Annotated in this window: 15 protein-coding genes and 1 pseudogene; 2 read left to right on the top strand and 14 right to left on the bottom strand. The window is 56.3% G+C overall.

What is annotated here, in order from left to right; translation table 11 throughout:
• Positions 1 to 287: 287 nt before the first annotated feature.
• Together MKX51_RS05605 and MKX51_RS05600 are read right to left on the bottom strand one after the other, a co-directional pair.
• Complete coding sequence (locus tag MKX51_RS05605; RefSeq protein WP_340944699.1) at positions 288 to 953, bottom strand: vWA domain-containing protein; 666 nt, start codon at positions 951 to 953, stop codon at positions 288 to 290.
• Positions 954 to 1187: 234 nt separating this feature from the next.
• Positions 1188 to 1661: pseudogene (locus tag MKX51_RS05600) on the bottom strand (TerD family protein); the annotation flags it as partial.
• Between the two features lie 144 nt (positions 1662 to 1805).
• On the opposite strand from MKX51_RS05600, the gene MKX51_RS05595 reads away from it, so the two are divergent.
• Positions 1806 to 3167 carry a TerD family protein gene (locus MKX51_RS05595; RefSeq protein ID WP_340991494.1) on the top strand — a complete coding sequence of 454 codons (1362 nt, stop codon included), beginning with the start codon at positions 1806 to 1808 and terminating at the stop codon, positions 3165 to 3167.
• A 191-nt stretch (positions 3168 to 3358) separates the two neighbouring features.
• On the opposite strand, the gene MKX51_RS05590 is transcribed toward MKX51_RS05595, so the two are convergent.
• Both MKX51_RS05590 and MKX51_RS05585 read right to left on the bottom strand, forming a co-directional pair.
• The gene (locus tag MKX51_RS05590) at positions 3359 to 4315 is read right to left on the bottom strand and encodes a 3'-5' exoribonuclease YhaM family protein (RefSeq protein WP_340943211.1); all 957 of its coding nucleotides are present in this window, start codon (positions 4313 to 4315) and stop codon (positions 3359 to 3361) included.
• Between the two features lie 192 nt (positions 4316 to 4507).
• Positions 4508 to 6811, bottom strand: a complete 2304-nt coding sequence (locus MKX51_RS05585) for an FMN-binding protein (protein WP_340991493.1) — start codon at positions 6809 to 6811, stop codon at positions 4508 to 4510.
• 485 nt (positions 6812 to 7296) lie between these two features.
• Here MKX51_RS05585 and hemH point away from each other — a divergent pair, with 485 nt between their 5' ends.
• Positions 7297 to 8322 (top strand): ferrochelatase, encoded by a 1026-nt coding sequence (gene hemH / locus MKX51_RS05580; protein WP_340991492.1) that lies wholly within the window; start codon positions 7297 to 7299, stop codon positions 8320 to 8322.
• 72 nt (positions 8323 to 8394) lie between these two features.
• Here the strand turns inward: hemH and MKX51_RS05575 are convergent, their stop codons facing one another.
• The 10 genes from MKX51_RS05575 to MKX51_RS05530 all read right to left on the bottom strand — a co-directional run bounded on the left by MKX51_RS05575 (position 8395) and on the right by MKX51_RS05530 (position 20282).
• Positions 8395 to 8850, bottom strand: coding sequence for an IDEAL domain-containing protein (locus MKX51_RS05575; protein WP_076076971.1), 456 nt, complete (start codon positions 8848 to 8850; stop codon positions 8395 to 8397).
• Between the two features lie 588 nt (positions 8851 to 9438).
• Positions 9439 to 11247, bottom strand: a complete 1809-nt coding sequence (locus tag MKX51_RS05570; RefSeq protein ID WP_340995516.1) for an adenine deaminase — start codon at positions 11245 to 11247, stop codon at positions 9439 to 9441.
• 332 nt (positions 11248 to 11579) lie between these two features.
• Positions 11580 to 12812, bottom strand: a complete 1233-nt coding sequence (locus MKX51_RS05565; protein WP_340991491.1) for a pyridoxal-phosphate-dependent aminotransferase family protein — start codon at positions 12810 to 12812, stop codon at positions 11580 to 11582.
• A 103-nt stretch (positions 12813 to 12915) separates the two neighbouring features.
• Complete coding sequence (locus MKX51_RS05560; RefSeq protein ID WP_340991490.1) at positions 12916 to 14229, bottom strand: Zn-dependent hydrolase; 1314 nt, start codon at positions 14227 to 14229, stop codon at positions 12916 to 12918.
• On the bottom strand, positions 14193 to 15590 hold the full coding sequence (gene allB, locus MKX51_RS05555) for an allantoinase AllB (protein ID WP_340991489.1): 1398 nt from the start codon (positions 15588 to 15590) through the stop codon (positions 14193 to 14195). Before allB ends, MKX51_RS05560 begins: the two co-directional genes overlap by 37 nt.
• Before the next feature lie 69 nt (positions 15591 to 15659).
• Positions 15660 to 16058 (bottom strand): hydroxyisourate hydrolase, encoded by a 399-nt coding sequence (uraH, locus tag MKX51_RS05550; protein WP_340995514.1) that lies wholly within the window; start codon positions 16056 to 16058, stop codon positions 15660 to 15662.
• A gap of 48 nt (positions 16059 to 16106) precedes the next feature.
• Positions 16107 to 16625 carry a 2-oxo-4-hydroxy-4-carboxy-5-ureidoimidazoline decarboxylase gene (uraD, locus tag MKX51_RS05545; protein WP_340991488.1) on the bottom strand — a complete coding sequence of 173 codons (519 nt, stop codon included), beginning with the start codon at positions 16623 to 16625 and terminating at the stop codon, positions 16107 to 16109.
• 52 nt (positions 16626 to 16677) lie between these two features.
• Positions 16678 to 17607 carry an ABC transporter permease gene (locus tag MKX51_RS05540; protein WP_340991487.1) on the bottom strand — a complete coding sequence of 310 codons (930 nt, stop codon included), beginning with the start codon at positions 17605 to 17607 and terminating at the stop codon, positions 16678 to 16680.
• 30 nt (positions 17608 to 17637) lie between these two features.
• Positions 17638 to 18711 (bottom strand): ABC transporter permease, encoded by a 1074-nt coding sequence (locus tag MKX51_RS05535; RefSeq protein ID WP_340995512.1) that lies wholly within the window; start codon positions 18709 to 18711, stop codon positions 17638 to 17640.
• A gap of 38 nt (positions 18712 to 18749) precedes the next feature.
• Positions 18750 to 20282, bottom strand: a complete 1533-nt coding sequence (locus tag MKX51_RS05530) for an ABC transporter ATP-binding protein (protein WP_340991486.1) — start codon at positions 20280 to 20282, stop codon at positions 18750 to 18752.
• Positions 20283 to 20357: the final 75 nt, after the last annotated feature.

Genomic DNA, 20357 nt, shown 5'->3' with positions numbered 1-20357 from the left:
CCGGGAATCAAAGCTGCAAAACATGCAACATTCCTCGCGTTGCAGTGCTATCCGGCCCCAGTAAGGGAGCAAACATAGCCCGATATGGATGCCCTCACAGACCGAAACAGCACGGCCCAATGTGAATGCTGCTACCGCTACTGTACGGTGGCACTACAGCTTATTGTGATTGCCGCTTCAGAGCGGGGCACCACGACTCAATATGAATGCTGCTACTGAGCGGGGCACCACGGCTCCATGTGATTGCTGCTACTGAGCGGTTGTTCCACGCTTCCCTGCGAATGCTGCTACAGAATACCCTTCGCCTTCGCTGCCTTCAGCCACTGCGGGAATTCATTCAGCAGCTGGTCATACAGCTCCTCATCGGATACGTCTTCAATCCGGTCCAGATGGATGAAGCTGGCGTTATCCACCAGTCTGCCGCTCATCGTGTCGAGCTGCTTCAGCACCTCGAAGTCGGAGTCGCCGATGCCGACAAACTGCCAGAAGACCGGAAGCGAGGAGGCAGCCATAATGACTTTGCGGGTCAGTTTGACCACACCGCCGTCATTGATGAAGATAATGAACACTGGCGTCGTGTCCGGCTCCTCCTTGGTGTATTTTTCAATAACATCATTCATCACCGGCGGTTCGTTATTGCGCCCGAACTTATGAATTGAATCGTTGTTCATAATATGAGTGAAGACATAGCTGCCAAGCTCCTGCTCGGTAACCGGCGGAAGTCTGCTGAATTCCGTATCATAGACCCACACATCCAGGGAGCCGTTATCATCGAACTTGCTGGCAACCGCGAGGATACGTTCTACCACCTCCTGCACTACCCCTCTGGCATAGAGGCTGCGCATGGAGCCGGTGATGTCCAGCACGATACCCACTCTTGCGGTTACACCGGTGAGCTGTTTTTTGACCAGGGTGAGCTCCACAATCTTTTTGCGCAGATTAATCGAAGACAACATATTCACCGGAGGCTCCGCCTCGGGCTGACGGATTACCTCCGGGGTCTTATTCACCACCTCAGGTGCCTGCTCCACTAGCTCAGATGTTTGCTCCACCACTTCAGGTGTTCGCTCCAATACCTCAGCCGCCGCTGCGGCTTCGTTCCCGGACTCCTGTTCCACCTCAAGCCCGTAGCTTCGGCACAAGGCTGCAAGTCCTCCATTATACCCGCTGCCAATGGCGCTGAACTTCCACTCTCCCTGATGGCGGTACAGCTCCCCGGCTACGACGGCTGTCTCCTCTGACAGATCCGCCCCATACTCGAAGCGGTACAGCTCTTCCCCAGTCCTGCAGTCTGTCAGCGTTAGCTGCAAGCCGGACAGATCCTTCATCCGGTGGTTGCGCTGCTCGCCCTCATAGATCGTCAAGGTTACCGCAATGCGGGCATAATGCTGAGGTATTCTCGATAACGAAATGGACAGGTCCGCCCCGTTCTCCCCCTCCGCAGAATGCGCTACTCCCCCCTCCCTCGACACCGGATTCCCGTAAAATATAAAATCCTCATCCCGTTCACACCGGTTCTGATCCGACAACAGAAAGGCTGCCGCATCGACGCCCACTCCGCTATGCTGCGTGTTCCAGCGGAGCTGGATGGATATCTCGTGAGCCTCTCTTCCTTTGGTGAGTTCGACCTTTTGACCTTTTGACAGCTGCAAGTCCTTCATCTCCTCTTCATAGCAGTCTATTCCAGAAGTTCATAGATAAGGTATACCCCATCGAGGCACCATTGCACAACCTATACCGATTGTATTTCCAGCTTTGCTCCTTTAATATGAAAGGTATTAGATGATAGATAGGGGCTTTACCTGATGGACTTTACTGCGATAGACTTTGAGACTGCCAATTCCGGCCGCTCCAGCGCCTGTGCCCTGGGGCTTGTTCAGGTCCGGGACGGTATCGTTACAGCGGAACATAACTGGCTGATTGATCCGCGGCAGCGGTTCGACGGGATGAATATTGCCATTCATGGCATTACGCCCTCGATGGTCAGAGGCCAGCCTACCTTCGCCGAGCTGTGGCCCACGGTGGAGCCGCTGCTGCAGGGAGAGATTGTGATCGCGCATAATGCCGCCTTCGATATGAGTGTGCTGCGCTACTGCCTGGATGACTACTCTCTCTGCTATCCCGGCTTTCAATATTTATGTACCTACCTGCTCGGCAAAAAAATGCTCCAGGACCTTCCCTCCCATAAGCTGAATGTCATCTCGGCGCATTTCGGCATCCGGCTGAAGCACCATGATGCCCTGGAGGATGCCAGAGCTTCTGCACTGATTCTCCTGAAATTGATGGAGCAGTGGCAGCAGTTCGATCCGCTGCTCTTAGCCGGCAGCCAGGGCTACAAGGCCGGGACGATGTATGACAGCGGGTATACGCCGTTCAAGGCAGTGCCCAAGAAGGCCGCGAAGAAGCCGGCCGCCGGGAAGAAGGCAGCGGCCAGTCCTGCGGTCGATGTTAGCCCAGGATTGCCGGTGGGCGGAACGGTGGCCGGGCAGTCGCCAGGTGAAGCGCCAGCGGCATCGCCCGGTAAGCTTCCGGCGGAAGCATCGCCAGCCGCCGGAGGTGCGGCTGTCCCCATATTGGTGCGGGGGCAGCGAGTCGATATCGGCGATAAGCTCAGCGCCTCCAGACTCCTTGCTGCTGTAGAGTGGGATGCACCGGCTTCGCACCCGGAAGCGAGCCAGCCGGAGACCGCTGCCTTCCTGCTCCGGGAGAGTGGACGCTGTGAGCAAGAGCGGGAGCTTATCTTCTCTGGAAATATGGAAGACCCTAGCGGCTCCGTCTTCTGCTCTAAGCCCGCTGCGCACATGGGACATCTGTATCTTCAGCTAACCAGCCTGCCTGCAGCCATTACACGGATTGCGCTGGCCTTCACGGTTGCGGAGTTCAGCGGTGACCGGAATCCGGGCCCGGTCTGGAACGCTTCCGTATCACTGGTTGATTCCCGGACGGGAGTCAGACTGGCCGTATTCCCCTTCGGCCGGAACATTATGCCAGGCATGTCCGTTGTTATCGGCGAGTTCTACCGTTATAAGGACAAATGGAGATTTGCTGCAATTGGCGAGGGGTTCGCGGGCGGACTCCGCGCCCTGTGCAGCCACTATGGCCTGGAAGCGGACAGCGCCGCGAAGGCACAGGCAGAATCCGCAGCAGCTGCGGAGACTGAAGACTGAGCAAAATCACCTAACGGGTGAATGATGCTGGTGTCTGCCTGAACATCTGGTTTATTTCCTATCGCAGCGCCAAATGTGTTCGGTTTTTCGCATACGTTCTGCGTCCTGAACCTAAACAAAGCAATCCCCCCAAACCGCAACTACGGGATGGGGGGATTGCTCTATTTTCAGAGAAACAAAGGTCTCAATCGTTATATCTTCAGCCGGTAGACGGCCTTATTCTCCAGTCCTCTAATGAACGGCGTCCATTCCTCCGTCTCCGGAGTGGTATCAAGGGCGTCCTCCACCATTTGCAGCTTGGCATCCATCGCATCGATATGATGCAGGGCAACCGCTTCAGCCGTCTGGGGCTGGACCGGGCTTCCCCACTCACCCAGATTATGATGGGATAAGACGAGATGCTGAAGCGCCAGGATTTTCTCGGATTCCAGATCAATGCCGGTGCGGATTGCCGCTTCGGTAATCCAGCTGGAGGCCATGGAGATATGCCCGATCAGCTTGCCCTTCACACTGTAGTCCGACACAATGCCATACTGCGAGATCATCTCTTCCGGCTTGGCGATATCATGGAGGATAATCCCCGCTCTCATCAGATCAGGATTCAGGAACGGACGTTGCTTGCACAGGAAATCCCCAATCTCCAGCATGCGGACCATGTGATAAGCAAGCCCGGCGAAATAGGCATGATGATGGGTCTTGGCCGCCGGATAATGCATCAGCTTCTCCTCAACCTTCCCGACACAGAAGTTGACAATCGCAGCAATCTCCGGATCGGCAATACTCGCCATCTCGTTCTTAATGGTATGGACCAGGTCCACAGGACGCACCGGGGCCGAGCGGATGAAGTCGGTCAGCGATACCCCGTCGGATTCATTGACCAGTCTGAGCTTGGTGATTTTGACCTGGAGCTTCTCGCGGTACGTATGAGCCATCCCCCGGACCTTCACCAGCGCCATCGGGAAAAAAGTCTCCTTATCCGTCACGCTGACGTCCCAGTATTTGGCCGAAATCTGGCCGCTGGCATCACCTAGTACAATATCGAAGTAATCCTTGGGAGGAGTCCCGTTCGTCTGTTTCAGCACCAGTTCTCTAAGCAGATAGAAGCCGGTGAATTCATCCTGCGGGGCTAGCTGTTTGATTAATGTCATTGTGAAGCCTCCTATGACTTACAGGCCTGGGCCTGCTGGGTATATTAGTGTGTATATTAGAGGTTTGACACTCCCTTCCCAAATCCCTTTAAATTACTATACGATCGGCATTTCTATTTATGTCCGCACCTGAAAAAAGGGCTGTCCCGGCCATTTGTATGGCCAAAGACAACCCTTAGTGAATGGATTCAGTTATTTGCCGGCGGATTCAAGCGCAGCTTTGATCGCTTCTACCGCTTTGGCGGAGATGGCTTTCTGGGCATCATTCGCTCCGAAGGCTGCTGCACGGTACCCGTACTTATGCAGTCCTTTGCCGTTCGAGGTATTCTCGATCTCGTATTTCACCAGCAGCTCATCATCCGTCAGATTATATCTTACTTTCCCTTTATCATCCAGGTAGTACACAGCCATAGTTACTGGAACATTATACTTAGTAGTAACCATAACATTTACAGTCTTATCCACACTTGCACCGATGAAAATCCCGTCGAAATACGCGGCCTTATCCGTTTCCGTAATTTCCGCTTTACCATAAGCTCTGTCAACGGCTGCCTTCAGCGCATTGCTGCTGCTCGTAGCGCCGGATACCGCATCCACATCCTGAGCGCCTTCTCTTGTGCCTGCGGCCAGGAAGCTGGCGGTCAGAACCGGAATTGCTTTTTGCACCTCGGCATAAGCGGCTTTGCCCAGATCCACCATGTTCATGCCTACACGGGACAGAGCCACATTAACGATCTTGCCGTTACGCAGTGTAACGTCTGCTTTGTTAGTGCCTTTGTCATAAGCATCACCATAAGCGGTGAAGGTGCCGTCTTTATAAGTGCCTTGTACTTTGGAAGCATTGGTCAAAGCATCAGCCAGTGCTGCCTTCGCAGCAGCCGACAGGGCTTCCTGTCCGGCGATATCAGGAGCCTGCACGCCGCTTGCGAGCAGTCCTGCGGTCAGCTTGTCGACCAGTGATTTCTGTTCTTCGGTACGCTTGTCATCTGCAATCAGCTTGCCATCTGCGCCGAACAGGCTCAGCTTGATGCCCGTTACCTGATCCGCATCGATATCAACCAGCAGCATAACCTTGGACTGATTATCCACACCGGCAAATTTACCATCGAAGCTTTGACCTTCACCCGGAGTCTTCAAGGCTTTCTCGAAGGCCTGCTCTACCGCCTGATTCCAGCCATGGCTGCTCTCGGTGGCTCCGGAGATTCCATCTACCTTCTCATCATAGTTAGCGATATAAGAGCCGTTAGCCAGCAATTTGGCTGTCATCGGAGCATTAGCCTTCACAACCTCGGCATAGGCGGTTGCCCCTCTGTCGATCAGGTTGCTGCCAAGTCTGAACAGCTTCACATCCACCAGCTTGCCGTTACGGATCACAACATCCGCTCTCTCTACGCCTACACTTCTTGCTGTACCGTAGGAAGAGTAGAATCCGTCAACATAAGCAGCCTTGTTGTTGATGCTGGCATTCTGTTCGGCATCCCAGAAGGCGTTCACTGCGGCTTTGGTCTCGGCCTCGAAGCCGGCTACCGGCTGCGCTCCAGCACCTTTGGCGAGCAATGCAGGAGTGATTGCTGCAATCGCTGCGGTCTGTTCAGCCGTATATGTCTTCTCATCCACGAAATCTCCGGTAGCGCTCAGCGGATACAATTTCACCTCAGTCAGCTTGTTTGCTTCATAGGTAGCAAACACTGCGTATTTGGCCTCAGGGTCTACGCCCATGTGGACTCCGTCAAAATAAGTGGCATCAGCCGCTTGGTGCGCAAGCGATCGCTCAAAAGCTCTGTCTACAGACAGCTTCCAGCCGTTGCTGGTACGGGTTGCACCGGATACAGCGTCAACCGCAGCCGCGCCGTCTCTGGTTTTGCCCATCAATCTGTCTTTCATCAGACCGTAGGCTGCCCACACACCGCTGTAATTCTCACGGGCATTGCGGTCGATGATCTTCGGGCTGGTTCTGAGCAGCTCGATATCGGCGATCTTGCCGTCCTTAATCGTTACCTTTGCACCCTCTGTACCTTTGGAATACGCATCGCCATAGGCTACATATACTCCATCCTGATATACATCCTTGTGCACAGTAACTGGTGCTGCTGTTGCTACAGGCTTTGCAGTTGCCGCTGGTTTGGCTGTTGCCTTGGCGGTTGCTGCCGGCTTAGCAGTTGCTTTAGCCGTTGCTGCCGGTGCAGCTGTCGCCTTAGGAGTGGCTGCCGGTTTGGCTGTGGCTTTCGGGGTTGCCGCCGGTTTGGCTGTGGCCTTCGGAGTGGCTGCCGGTTTGGCTGTGGCCTTCGGAGTTGCCGCCGGTTTGGCTGTGGCCTTCGGAGTGGCTGCCGGTTTGGCTGTGGCCTTCGGAGCTGGTTTAGCAGTCGCTGCCGGCGCTTCTTCCGAGGCTGCTGAAACCGCATCCACCTTCAGGTTCAAGGCAGGTGCGTTAATCGTGTAGGCTAATGGCGCGAGCAGCAAGGCTGCGCTTACAGTCAAAGAAATTAATTTTTTCAAATGCGTATTCTCCTTTATTCTTCCCCAGTAGTATGTAGCGTTTTCAAACCGTTGTGTTCCGTATCATTTCCTTCTGATTACGAAGAGCAGCCAACTCTTCCTGAACGTCTCCCACTCCTTCCTTCATTCCTGCTCGGCCCAGCCCGTGTAAGAAAAGATTCATCTATATATACAATCTTTCAAAAGGTGAAACAATTCACATATTGCAGTGAATTAATTCACATAAGTGGACTTCAAGCTGCTGGTGAATATTTCTGGCTTGATGGTAACAAAATTGAAACTCTTTTCTCTGTGTAGAAAATCACATACCCTATAAGAAACATCACTTTTTTGCAATAGTACAAAATATATACTCTCTCCACCTCTCATAATCTCCCATATCCTCCTTCATATGATAACGGTGAGATATATTATATTGTGTGATTGGGCTTGAATATGATATTTTAAAACGATGTCATGTCCATGGAAGGGAGTAACAGCTGCTGATGAATCAGTCGTGTATAGGCGTTATTCTTGCTCAGATCGGAACCCCTGACGCCCCGAGCGCCAAGGCGGTCCGCCCCTATCTCAAGCGATTTTTGTCTGACCGCAGAATTATTGATTATCATCCGCTGCTCTGGCAGCCGCTGCTGCGCGGCATTATACTGCGCACCCGTCCGCGCCGGTCCGCGAAGCTCTATCAGGAGATCTGGATGGAAGAGGGCTCGCCTCTGCTCGTCCACTCCAGAGCACAGCAGGCAGCGCTCCAGACCCTGCTGGGCAGCAGCTATCAAGTCGAGCTGGGGCTTGCTTACAGCACACCCGGTATGGCCGAAGCCTTTCACAAGCTGGAAGCTTCGGGAGTGACCCGTATCATCGTTCTTCCGTTATTTCCCCAGTATTCCTCAACAACAACAGCTTCCGTCTATGAAGCTGCAAGCTTCGCCGCTCTGGGACGGCATAGCCGCTACGGGCAGGTATCCAAGCGCTTCGTTCCGGCGCTGCGGTTCGTAGAAGCCTACCATGATGCCCCCGGCTATATAGCAGCGATGCAATCCTTATTGCAGCGGCAGATCCGCGCGATGAGTGAAGAGCCGGATTATTATGTCCTGTCCTTCCATGGCATTCCCCGCCGTTATGCCGAGACCGGAGATCCCTATCCGCAGCAGTGCCAGGAGACAGGCCGTCTGCTCGCAGAAGCGATGGGCTGGACCCCGGAACGGTGGCAGCTCTCCTTCCAGTCCCGTTTCGGGCCGGAGACCTGGGTCGGTCCGTCGACTGCGGATACGCTGAAGGAGCTTCACGGACGCGGAATCCGGCGGCCGCTGATTTTCTCACCCGGACTTGTCACGGACTGCCTCGAAACGCTGCATGAGTTGGCCGTAGAAGGCCGGGAGCTCTTCGCCATGGGCGGCGGGAACGCTGAGATGCTGGAGGTGGCCCCTTGTCTGAACGACACGAAAGAATGGATCAGCTTCCTCGCAGAACGGGTAGACTGCTCCGCCCAGGGCTGGCTGTCTTCCGCCGAATGAAGACAACACAAACGCCCGGTCTCAGGGATGCCATCATCCTGTGAGCCGGGCGTTTTATTTTAAATAGTACGATTACTGAACCGTGAGCTGTTTATATTTGGCAGTCAGTTCCTCGAACCACTGCTTATCCTGCAAAGTCAGCGCAAAATCAATCAATTCGGCAATCTCATCAGGCTGCAGATCCGGCGAATCCTTGAAGCTGATCTCTGCCGAAGCCGCTGCTTCCCCCTCCGAGCCCTCCGCAAAATCATAGGAGAACATTAGCTTAATGTCACTTTCCAGAAACTCATTGCGCAGGAAGTAGAGCACCTCACACATCAGAACAGGTCTGACATGGTTCTCGAACACACAATCCATGACCTTTGCCCAATAATGCTGGTTGCTGAGATGCAGCTTATCGTTGGTCAGCAGGTATTGCTCACCCTGATAATCATTGACAAATTTCAGTTCAACCGGCTCCATTTTAAAAATACCGGCAATTTGCTTCCTGGTGATATTCAAGATGTCCTGTGTTTCTAATCTCATCATTCTCATGCACCCCGTTCCTCATGTTTGGACTATCTGTATATGCTGAATTTTGCTGATTCGACAATAATTTTAACTAATTTAAAAGTATTATCGTCTTTTCCGCCCCTATTGTTAATGCTTTTCAATAAAAACTTAAAATTTTCTGTTTCACGCTGCGAAAAATCGGTTAATTATTGTCTATTTTATGCCCACAGACGAAGGACAAAGCGGTGCAGGATATGGAGTATGAATTACGGCTATGCTTAGGAGCACGCTCCGCTGTTTAAGAGTGGAAGTATCAAACCCTAATACAAGTGCACTGCTGCTCTCCATTTACGTTCGCCCACCTCCGGCGAGTTTAGGTGAACTATACGTGGAATCCAATGTTGTCTCTTCCTTTCCTGGCGGTGCTCCGCCTATCTCTTGCCAATTCTAAGCGTTTTCTCTCACCGACCGATTGTATGGATAGCATTGTTGCACAGCTCATCCACAATAGACAGGAACTCTAATTTCCTAAACAACAAACAAAAAGCCACCCAGTCTGTGAAAGACTGAATGGCTCAAGATTAGATTACTAGTATATCTTCTCCGGCAGGATATCCCGCTGCCTTAGCTGACGAACAACGGTACCAGCTGAATTCCCTCTTCAGGAGAAATCCGCACCAGGCCTTTATCGGAGATCCGCAGTGCGGGAATAACCGCCAGGGCCAGCAGAGACAGGGTCATAAAAGCATAGTTCAGCGTACAGCCCGCATCATATAACGCTTTGCTGATGGCAGCGGATTGCGCGGCGGCAATCTCAAACGGCTCTGCGGACATCAGTCCTGCAATCGCCAGCGGGAACAACGTGGTTCCGGCAGCGGTAATCACCGCCACACCGCCCTGCGCTTCCGCCACGGCAGCCGCCGCCAGCGCCATTAGTCCATCATCGTTACCAATGACCAGCACATTATGGCTGTCATGAGCTACGGTCATCGCTATAGCCGCAGGCTCGCGGAAGCCGATGCCCTGCACAACCCCGACGGATTTGTTGCCCGTTCCCTTGTGCCGCTCCAGAACAGCGATTTTGCACAGGCCGTCCTGCACCACCAGCTCCGATCCAGCCACTGGCAGACTCATGATCAGCTCGCCGGTCTCCACATGATTCTCAATGACCTGGATAACCCGCGTGGCCAGAACACCTTCCGCAATGGGCGCGTGAATCACGAAGTCTGCGGGAACCGGAGGCTGCTGCAGATGCACAGAGGCCAGTACTTCATCCGGGTAGGTGTAAGGACTCAGCTCAGCCGTCATGCTTCCGTTCTCAGCCACAACAACGCCAGCAGCAATCGTCATGACCACATGAACATCGGCCAGATTACCGTCCAGCAGAATGATATCCGCGCAGGAGCCAGGCGTGATGGAGCCGATATCGCGGGATACGCCGAAGCGCTCGGCGGTGTTGATCGTTGCCATCTGAAAAGCCGTGACCGGCTTCACCCCCTGGGAGATCGCATGGCGTACGACAAAATCCATATGCCCCTCATCGCGCAGCGATTCGGAGCTGCGGTCATCCGTCACCAGCATCATCCGGCGCGGGTCCAGCCCGTGCTCGGTATGCGCCGTGATGGTTTTGGCGACATCATGCCAGGCAGAGCCGCGGCGCATTTTGGCATACATCCCCAGACGCACGCGTTCGATCACATCTTCCGCTGTCACACACTCATGATCCCCAGTCACCCCTGCTGCGGCATAGACCGGAAGTCTCCAGTCACTCGCCGGCCAGGTGAAATGCCCGTCAACATACCGTCCTGCACGCAGCGTGGCCTGGATCTCTCCGATCATCTTCTCATCACCGTAGACAACACCCGGGAAGTTCATGACTTCGCCGAGCGCGATCACATCCTCGCCCCAGGTGTAGGCTTCCGCTACTTCCTCCGGTCCGATCGACGCGCCGGTTGTCTCAAATTCCGCGCCCGCAGAAGGGACACAGGATGCCACCTGCATATAGGCAGCCAGCGGCGTTCCCCGCATCTCGTCCAGCATCAGCTTAATTCCCTTAAGCCCGAATACGTTGGCAATCTCATGGGCGTCGAAGAAACCTCCGGTCGTCCCCAGCGGCAATACAGCGCGGGCGAATTCAGTCACCGTCAATTGAGTGCTCTCGATATGGCAGTGTCCGTCAATCAAGCCGGGAGCAATGTATCTGCCCGCCGCATCAATAACCTGCGTTCTCTCCCCAATCGTATGGGAGACGTCCTTGCCGACGTAAGCAATGCGCCCGCCCTGTACAGCGACGGACATGCCGTCCAGAATCTCACCGGAGCAGACATTGACTAGCTTGCCGCCTGTAATGACCAGTGTAGCCTTCTGATCTCCGCGGGCTGTAGCTACCAGCTCAGGCACGCAGTCGGCCAATGGTTGTCGTGTATAAGTCATCATGTGCACTCCCTTCCGGTTGTTATATAAATTGAACTAATGACTTTGATGTTTTGGGATGAGTCGTGACTCCAGAGAAGTTTTGGACTTCCGGCCGCTGCCCTTCTGCAGATTTCTTGATTTATCCCGTTTTTAACGGTTGAAATCCGCAGACAAAGGCGGTCGCTACCGCTCCTCCAGTTCCAAAATTCCCCTCCGCCACTTTCCCCTTAACTTAAATACTTAAGTTCAATTTATATAATTTTGTTATTTACTCTTATCTTTTTAGAAAAAACGGCCCTGACACCCCTTCCGGGGCGCAAGCCGTCACTTAAACAAATCGCATTGTATGATTATCTTACTTTTGAATCATATACGTCAAGTGCCGCCTGAACGCCCTGTCCAGCAGGTACCGCGTACCCGTGGCGGATTAGCACGGCCTCCAGCGCGCCAAGCAGACGCAGCACATTATTCTCCCGGCAGCTGAAGCCCATGGTACCGATCCGCCAGATCTGGCCTTGTAACGGTCCGAAGGAGCTGGCGATCTCAATACCGAAACGGTGCAGCAGCATGGAACGGACGGCTTCCCCGTCTATCCCCGCCGGAATGAGCACACAGGTGACTACCGTCAGCTTGCTCTCCGCCTCCCCGTACAGCTCCAGCCCCATAGCTGATAGTCCGGCAGTAAGGGCTTGCTCATGGAACCTGTGCCGGGCATGCCGCGCTTCCAGCCCTTCCTCCAGGACCAGCCGCAGACCTTCACGCAGAGCGTACAGCATGGAGGTCATCTCCGTATGGTGATTGAGCCGCCGGGGACTCCAGTAATCCTGAAGCATACTAAGGTCGAGGTAATTACTGCGCACTACGGGCAGCTCGCTGACAGCAGAGGCGTCAGTTCTAAGTCCACGCTCTACCTGCTTGCGCTTCAGCAGCTTGGCCTCGGCCCGGTCATTATACGTCACCGGGGCCATGCCCGAGGGGATGGACAGGCATTTCTGCGTTCCGCCGACTACGGCATCCAGCATCCAGGCATCTGTCTCTACCGGCACCCCGCCGATCGTCGCCACCGCGTCCACAATCAGCAGCGCATCCTGCTCCCGGCAGGCCCGCCCGATCCCGTCCAGCGGCTGCACACGGCCTGTAGAGGTCTCACCGTGAACCATCGCCACCACATCCGGCTTGAAGCGCCGTATAGCCTCAATTATCTCCTCCGGCGGAAAGACACGGCCCCAAGTCTGTTCTATCGTGAGTACCTCAGCCCCGCAGCGTTCAGCAATCTCATGGAGCAAATGACCGAAACGGCCAAAGACCGGAACCAGCACCCGGTCCCCCGGCGCAATCAGGCTGACCATCACCGCCTCAATCCCGGAACGCGAAGTCCCGTCTACCGGATACGCCCACTGATTCCTGGTGGCGAACAGCTCACGCAGCATCTCCATCGTCTCATTCATGATCTCTGTGAATTCGGGATCGAATTGTCCCAGCACCGGATAAGACATCGCCCGCAGCACACGCGGATCAACCTCCACGGGGCCGGGGGTCATAATGCACCGCAAGGACGGCGACAAATCTTCGTACCGCTTCATGATTCTCTCCCCTCCAGGCTTTCAATTGATCAGATCTCGCTATTTATAGCGAAATTAAAATTACAACCCGAAGCTTGGTCGTCGCTGCGGTGAACAGTGTCTCTTATTCGTAAGCTAATCTATATAATATGGCTGTCAGCACTTCCAGTCCAGCAGCGAGATCCTCCGGGGAGGTATACTCCCATGGTGAATGGCTGATCCCGCCCCGGCTCGGCACGAAAATCATTGCGGCCGGGCAGCGCGGGGCGAACAGCTGGGCGTCATGCCCCGCACCGCTGACCATGCTCAGATAAGGCTTCTCCTGCTGGAGACAGATCTCTTCAAGAGCCGCGCGCAGCTCCTGATCCATAGGAGCTGGGGCTGTCTCCAGCAGCGGCTGTACCTCAAGCGTGAGGCCGCGCCTGCGGCCAAGCTCTGCGAACTCCGCCAGGACCGCTGCGCAGAAGCGCTCCAGCACCCCGGCTTCGCTATGCCGGATATCCAGCGTGAACTGCACTTCGCCGGGAATCACATTGGATGTACCCGGATAGACCTCTAGCCGCCCCGTTGTGGCTACCAGCGGATCACCCTCCGCCAGAGCGGAGCGCTCCAGCGCCAGCAGCATCTCCGCACTCCCGGCGAGTGCATCCTGTCTTAACCCCATCGGCGTAGTCCCTGCATGATTGGCCGTCCCGCTGACCTTGACAAGATACCGCCGCTGTCCGGCGATAGCCTGCACGACCCCGATTCTCCGGGACATCCGTTCCAGAATAATCCCCTGTTCAATATGCAGCTCGACATATGCGGCAATATCACTGCGCACAGGACTATTATTGCGCCAGAAGCTTCGCTCCAGACCCGCCGCAGCTTCAGCGGCCAACCCTTCATCCCCTGCCAGGCCGCAGGCCGCCATCGCTGCCCCCAGCGTGATCCCATCCGCATCTGCGCAGTCTGTACATTCCTTCCCGCTATACAGCCCGGTCACATTCCCCGAGCCCCAGAACGTCAGCGGAAAGCGGCTTCCCTCTTCCTCGCAGAAGGATACCACCGCAAGCGTCCGCAGCGGCGGACCGAAGGTCTCCAGAAGATAGTGCAGCGCAGTTACAGCTGCCGCTACACCATAAGCGCCGTCATACCGCCCGCCGTTCACCACCGTGTCAATATGCGAGCCCGTCAGGATGACCTTGTCGCTGATCTGAGAACCGGCCAGTGTGCCATAGACATTCCCCACCTGATCCATCCTGACCTCAAGCCCGAGTCCAGCCATTCTCTCCTGCAAAAAATGCTGAACCCCTTGCCACTCCGGCGTATACAGCAGCCGGGTAACTCCAGGACCCGGAGCGCTGTAGGCTGCGAGTTCGTCCAGCAGCTTCAGCATCTCTCCGGCCGGGACCGGCGGCTTCATAGCCCCGGCTGGCTGTGCCTGATCCGCAGCCATTCTCCTCCGCTGCCGGCAACAATGCCTTCCGCAGCAGTATAGACTATATTGCCCCGGCAGATCGTTGCCGTTACCTTGCAGGATAAGGTCATTCCGACATAGGGACTATGCCGGTGGCGGTACAACAGATCCTCTGCACGCAGGGTATAAGCTGCATCTGGATCAAGCAGCACCAGATCGGCATCCAGCCCCGGTGTGATGGAGCCCTTGCGCCCGTCCAGCCCGAACCGCCGGGCAGGAAGCCCGGAGAGCAGCGCCGAGATCTGCGTAACCGGCAGGCCTCGTACATGAACACCTTCATGGAACATCAATTCCAGACTGCTCTGCGCTCCCGATATTCCGCCCCAGGCTTCCATGAAGGACAGCCCGGGCGCCAGCTTCAATTCAGGCGGACAGGGGGAGTGATCGGAGGCGACCAGATCCACCTGCCCCGCAGCAAGTGCCGCCCATAGCCGCTCCCGTTCACTGCTGCTGCGCAGGGGCGGAGCGCATTTGGCCAGCGCTCCGAGGGTCTCCATACTGTCTTCATCCAGGACGAGATAATGGGGACAGGTCTCTGCGGTCACATCCAGGCCGCGCAGCTTGGCCTCATGAATCAGCTCCAGAGCTGCCGCTGTGCTGATATGGACGAAATGCAGCTTGCAGCCGGTCCGCTCACTGTACAGCAGCGCCCTGGCTACAGCCTCCAGCTCCGCTTCCGGCGGACGCGAAGCGGCAAAATCACGCGCACCGCTGCGGCCCGCACGGAGGGCAGCCGCACCCAGCGCCGAGGTCATCGCTTCACTCTCCGCATGCAGGGCGAGAATCCCGCCGGTTGCGGCGATCCGGAGCATCCCCTGATACAGGGTATCATCGTCCACCTCACGGAACCGGCCCTCGCCTTCACCGCCAGGATTCGAGATGAACGCCTTGAACCCGGTAACGCCCGCTGCCGCCAGTCCCTCCAGCTCTTCCAGATTCCCGGGCACCAGTCCGCCCCATAGCACATAATCCACCGCCGAGTTCCCCGCTGCGGCCTCCGCCTTCAGCCGGAGCGCCTCCAGATTCACTGTCGGCGGATTCCCGTTCAGCGGCATATCCGCATAACAGGTGCAGCCGCCGGCCGCAAGAGCAGCCGACCCGCTGCGGAAGCCCTCCCAGTGACCGAACGCAGGCTCATTGAAGTGAACATGCATGTCGATCATGCCGGGCAGCACATATTGTCCTGCCGCATCCAGAATTCTGGTCCCGGACGATGCCTGTAAGACTTCGCCCAGTGCAGCGATTTTGCCATCCTTCACCCCGATCTCAAGCCTGCGGACTTCTCCGGGCAGGACCACCTGTCCGTTCCTGATGATAAGCTCATAACCTTCTTCCTTCATGATAGGCCCACCTCCGGTCTATTGGCTTAAGATTAGATGCAGCGTGCAGCGGTACACTTAACTGCCGCGTTAACTTCCGCGATAAGTGCTGTATCCTCCAGGTGCAACCAGCAGCGGTACATGGTAATGGGCGGACGGGTCCGGCATATTGAAGCGGATCGGAATCTGGTCCAGGAACGGGATTACAGCGTCTGCTCCCTCCTCCTCCTCCTCCTTAGCCTCCGGTTCTCCGGCACCAGCCTGAGCGCCCCGGAAATAATCACCGGCCATAAACAGCAGCTCATAGCTTCCGGCCTGTATTTCTTCTCCCGCCAGCAGCGGAGCGTCCAGCCTGCCATCCTCATTCGTGACCGCCTCACGCAGCAGCACAGGCCCTCCGGTACTCAGCCGCCAGAGCTGAAGCGACAGGCCCGCAGCAGGCCTGCCCTGTGACAGATCCAGCACATGAGTTGTCAGCCGTCCGTTCATTCCAGACATTTGCGTCACCTTCCTCCTATAATATGCAGTGCCCTGCCTCTATTCCGCCCCCAGCAGATCCTCCAGCCGAAAACGAGTAATCGCACCAATCTCCAGCAGCGCCTGTTCATGCTCCTCCTCAAGCGAACGGCCGACCCGCTCACGGATAGCGCTAAGAATCTCTTCTTTAGTTTTGCCCCGCACAGCGAAGATGAAGGGAAAGCGGAATTTCGCTGTATAGGCGGCGTTCAACCCGGTAAGCTGCGCGAATTCCTCCGGTGTCAGCCGGTCCAGTCCGGCCCCCTGCTGCTCAGCCGCCGAGAGCGGACTAACTGCAAGTCTTGTCGCCAGATCCGGGTGAGCTCTCAGCAGTGCCAGCACCTGGTCCGGCTCCGCCTGCCGTGCTACCTCCATCATGGCAGCATGCAGCTCCTGCACCGAATCGAACGGACGCCTGCTGTACACCCCCTCTGCTACCCAAGGCGAATGCTCGAAGATGCCGCCGAGATGTTCCACAAAGTCTGTTTTTGTCAGCGAGTTAATCTGCTCCAGAGTCAACCGGTCCGCCGGTATAGTCATAGGCCAGCCTCCATCCCTCTAATTTGTATATTGCCGCCTGCGCCCTCCCGGCCTAGAACCGCTGTTCCCGGATATAAGGTGTTCCCAGCGATTCCGGCGTACCGGAGGGCTTGTTGCGGTTGCGGTATCCCAGATACATCAATACGAGAATGGTTACGATGTAAGGAATCATTTTCAGAAAATAAGACGGCACCGCACTCCCCAGCAGCTGAATACGGAAGCCCAGCGAATCAAGCGCTCCGAAGAAGTAGGCGCAGAAGAGAGCGCGCAGCGGATTCCATCTGGCGAAAATCACCAGCCCCACGGCGATCCAGCCCCGCCCGGCGGTCAGCCCTTCATTCCAGGTCGGCGCATACGCCAGCACCATATCCGCACCCGCCAGCCCGATCAGCGCCGCTCCGGCAGTAACATAACAGTAACGGATCAGCTGCACACGAATGCCCATGACGTCCGCAGTAGCCGGATTGTCACCGACTGCCCGCAAATGCAGCCCCCACGAGGTATGGTGAATCAGCAGATGCAGCACAAGGACGAGCAGAAGACTGAACCAGGTCAGCATATCCAGCCTGCCAAAAAGCTCCCCGAGCACCGGCACCGGCTTCAGTATCTCCAGATCCAGCTTGGGCAGACTGCCGGGAAGCGGAATCCCGCTGATGGACTTGCCGAGATAGGCGCTAAGTCCGCTGCCGAACAGCGTCATCGCCAGGCCCGACATCGTCTGATTCGCCCTCAGGGTGACACATAGGAACGAATGAACCATACCCAGAAGAGCGGTAATGGCTACCGCCGCGAGCAGCGCAAGAATCAGATTCCCGCTGCGGATGTAGACGATACAAGTCGTCACTGCCCCCATAAGCATCAGACCCTCCGCGCCAAGCTGGATAATACCGGCCCGTTCGGTCAGAATGCCTCCCAGCGTAGCCAGCAGCAGCGGTGTTCCGGCGGAGATGGCGGCGATTAATAACTGTGTAGTGAAATCCATGAGTGAACTCCCTCCTGTACGAGAATGCTGTTACGCGCTCCGGCGGATGCGGAACCGGTGAATCATATCGCCGGCAATCAGGAAGAACAGGATCGCGCCCTGCAGCATTTCCGATATGGACGAAGGCAGTCCGATCGTCTGAACACTATAGCCGCCTACAATCAGGCCGCCGAACAGAACCGAAGTCACAATCAGACCCAGCGGGTTCAGCTTGGCAAGCCAGGCTACGATGATCGCTGTATAGCCATAGCCCGGAGAGATCCCCTGCATCAGCTTATGCGTAACCCCCGACACTTCAGCCATGCCGGCAATCCCGGCAAGACCGCCGCTGATCAGCATGACGATGATAATATGCTTCTTGATATGGATGCCTGCATAACGGGCTGCTGTGGGATTGGCGCCGATCAGACGCAGCTCATAGCCCCAGCGGGTGAACCGGATCATCAGATAATAGACCAGCACAGCCACGAGGCCGAAGACCAGCCCGATGTGCAGCCGGGTACTGCCAAGCACCGGCAGGGACTGGGCGGCCGTGAACATCGGCGAACCCGGGAAGTTGAACCCCTTCGGGTCCTTCCAGGGGCCGAATACTACATAATCCAGAGCCAGCAAGGCCACGTAGTTCAGCATCAGCGAGGTAATCAGCTCATTGACACCGAAGTGGGTTCGCGGCACCGCCGTCATCAGGCCCCACAAGGCTCCGGCTGCTGTACCGAAAACCAGCATCAGCGTAATCGACCAGAAGGAAGACAGATCGGGGAAATAGATTGTTACCGCAGTAGCCGCCATAGCGCCTACTGTCAACTGACCCTCTGCCCCGATATTCCACACGGAGATCCGGTAAGCTACTGCAATGCCTAGCCCGCAGAGCAGCAGCGGAATAGCCTTGACCATGGTTTCTGTGAAGCCGTAGGAGGTGCCGAAGGCTCCCCGAAACATTTTCTCATAGACGACCAGCGGGCTCATTCCATTAGCAGCAATGAATACGGCACAGAGCAAGAGCGCCAGAACAACGGACAGGATAGGCGTCCACCACGGTGAACGGGTACGGCTTGAATCATATTCCAGCCTGAGGGAGTACCACCTCCCGCTACGCCCCGCCATCGGCGTAAGCGTTGCAGATTCATTTCCAGGCTTCGGACTCATACGGCGCTTCCCTCCCTGCTCCGGATACCGGCCATCATCAGACCGATTTGTTCCCGGTCCGCCTGCTCATGATCGCTCTCGCCTATAATGGAACCGCCATAGATCACCAGAATACGGTCGGATAACTGCAGTAGCTCATCCAGATCCTCGGAGATCAGCAGCACCCCGCTGCCGGAGCTGCGCAGCTCCATCAGCAGCTCATGCACCCCTGCCGCTGCGCCGACATCCAGCCCTTGCGTCGGATGCACGGCCACCATCAGCTTCGGACGGTGGCTGACCTCGCGGGCGAACAGCAGCTTCTGCTGATTCCCGCCGGACAATTGCTGCACGGGAGTATCCAGCTCAGGCGTCTTCACATTGAAGCGGCGGACCAGCTCCTGCGACCAGGAGCGGTTCCTGGCCGCCTTCAGAAAGCCGAACCGGGAATGCTCCCCGCTGCGGTAAGACTTGAACAACAGGTTGTCAACCGACCCCAGCCGTCCGGCCAGACCGCTCTTCATCCGGTTCTCCGGCACATGCGAGATGCCCGAATCAATCGCTCCTCTTACCGAAGCTGTTTTCACGGGACTGCCGTCGAACCGGATCTCGCCCGTTCTCCATGCTCTAAGCCCCGTCAATACCTCCGCCAGCTCCTTCTGCCCGTTGCCCGCAACGCCGGCCACACCCACAATTTCGCCTTCATGAACAGTAAGTGACAGGGAATCCAGTGCCTTGCGGCCATGATCCGCAGCCACCTCCAGATCGCGGACGATCAGCAGCGGCTCTCCGGCCGTCGCCTCGCGCTCCTGGCGGCTGATCGTAACCTCCCGGCCTACCATAAGCCGGGCCAGCTCCAGCTCATCCGTCTCGCCCGTCATCAGCGAAGCAATCATTTTTCCCTTGCGCATTACGGAGATCCGGTCCGAGGAGGCCATGACCTCCTTCATTTTATGCGTAGTCATGATCACCGTCTTCTCCGCCTGCTTCATCACCTGAAGCGTCTCGAACAGCTGCTCCGCCTCCCCCGGCGTCAGCACCGAGGTCGGCTCATCCAGAATGATGATGTCTGCCCCCCGGTACAGCGTCTTGACAATCTCAACGCGCTGCTGCTCGCCGACAGACAGCTGCCAGATCGGCCGGTCGACGGGAAATTTCAAGCCAAAGCGTTCCCCAAGCGCCTCTATCTCTTCATGCTTACGTTTGATCCACCTGCTGCCGCGCCAGAAAGACGACTTTTCGCCAAGCACGATATTCTCCGCCGCTGTAAGGCTCTGCACCAGTCTGAAGTTCTGAAAGACCATTCCTACACCAAGCAATGCCGCATCCTTCGGGGAACGGATTCTGGCCGGTTTGCCATAAATAAGAATCTCTCCGGCGTCCGCCCGATACACTCCTGACAGCATACTCATGACTGTGCTTTTCCCTGCCCCGTTCTCCCCGAGCAGCGCGTGAATCTCCCCCGCATTTGCCGAAAAATCAACTTGATCGCTGGCCGTTACAGCACCGAATGTCTTCACTATCCCGCGCATTTCAACCGAAGGGTCCTGCATAATGCTACGCTCCTTTCAGGGTAGTTATAGTACAGGTGGGGAAGACTCCGGTATCCGGAACCCGCCCCACCCGTA

The organism is Paenibacillus sp. FSL M7-0420 (assembly GCF_038002345.1).
Classification (GTDB): domain Bacteria; phylum Bacillota; class Bacilli; order Paenibacillales; family Paenibacillaceae; genus Paenibacillus_AQ.
Note: the sequence above shows the minus strand (reverse complement) of the source record. Positions and strands in the feature narration are given on the sequence as shown.

Excerpts from the sequence above, each read along its gene's own strand:
- MKX51_RS05595 (WP_340991494.1), top strand. The coding sequence starts at position 1,806 with ATGGACTTTACTGCGATAGACTTTGAGACTGCCAATTCCGGCCGCTCC.
- MKX51_RS05590 (WP_340943211.1), bottom strand. The coding sequence starts at position 4,315 with ATGACATTAATCAAACAGCTAGCCCCGCAGGATGAATTCACCGGCTTC.
- hemH (WP_340991492.1), top strand. The coding sequence starts at position 7,297 with ATGAATCAGTCGTGTATAGGCGTTATTCTTGCTCAGATCGGAACCCCT.
- MKX51_RS05575 (WP_076076971.1), bottom strand. The coding sequence starts at position 8,850 with ATGATGAGATTAGAAACACAGGACATCTTGAATATCACCAGGAAGCAA.
- MKX51_RS05570 (WP_340995516.1), bottom strand. The coding sequence starts at position 11,247 with ATGACTTATACACGACAACCATTGGCCGACTGCGTGCCTGAGCTGGTA.
- MKX51_RS05565 (WP_340991491.1), bottom strand. The coding sequence starts at position 12,812 with ATGAAGCGGTACGAAGATTTGTCGCCGTCCTTGCGGTGCATTATGACC.
- MKX51_RS05560 (WP_340991490.1), bottom strand. The coding sequence starts at position 14,229 with ATGGCTGCGGATCAGGCACAGCCAGCCGGGGCTATGAAGCCGCCGGTC.
- allB (WP_340991489.1), bottom strand. The coding sequence starts at position 15,590 with ATGAAGGAAGAAGGTTATGAGCTTATCATCAGGAACGGACAGGTGGTC.
- uraH (WP_340995514.1), bottom strand. The coding sequence starts at position 16,058 with ATGAACGGACGGCTGACAACTCATGTGCTGGATCTGTCACAGGGCAGG.
- uraD (WP_340991488.1), bottom strand. The coding sequence starts at position 16,625 with ATGACTATACCGGCGGACCGGTTGACTCTGGAGCAGATTAACTCGCTG.
- MKX51_RS05540 (WP_340991487.1), bottom strand. The coding sequence starts at position 17,607 with ATGGATTTCACTACACAGTTATTAATCGCCGCCATCTCCGCCGGAACA.
- MKX51_RS05535 (WP_340995512.1), bottom strand. The coding sequence starts at position 18,711 with ATGGCGGGGCGTAGCGGGAGGTGGTACTCCCTCAGGCTGGAATATGAT.
- MKX51_RS05530 (WP_340991486.1), bottom strand. The coding sequence starts at position 20,282 with ATGCAGGACCCTTCGGTTGAAATGCGCGGGATAGTGAAGACATTCGGT.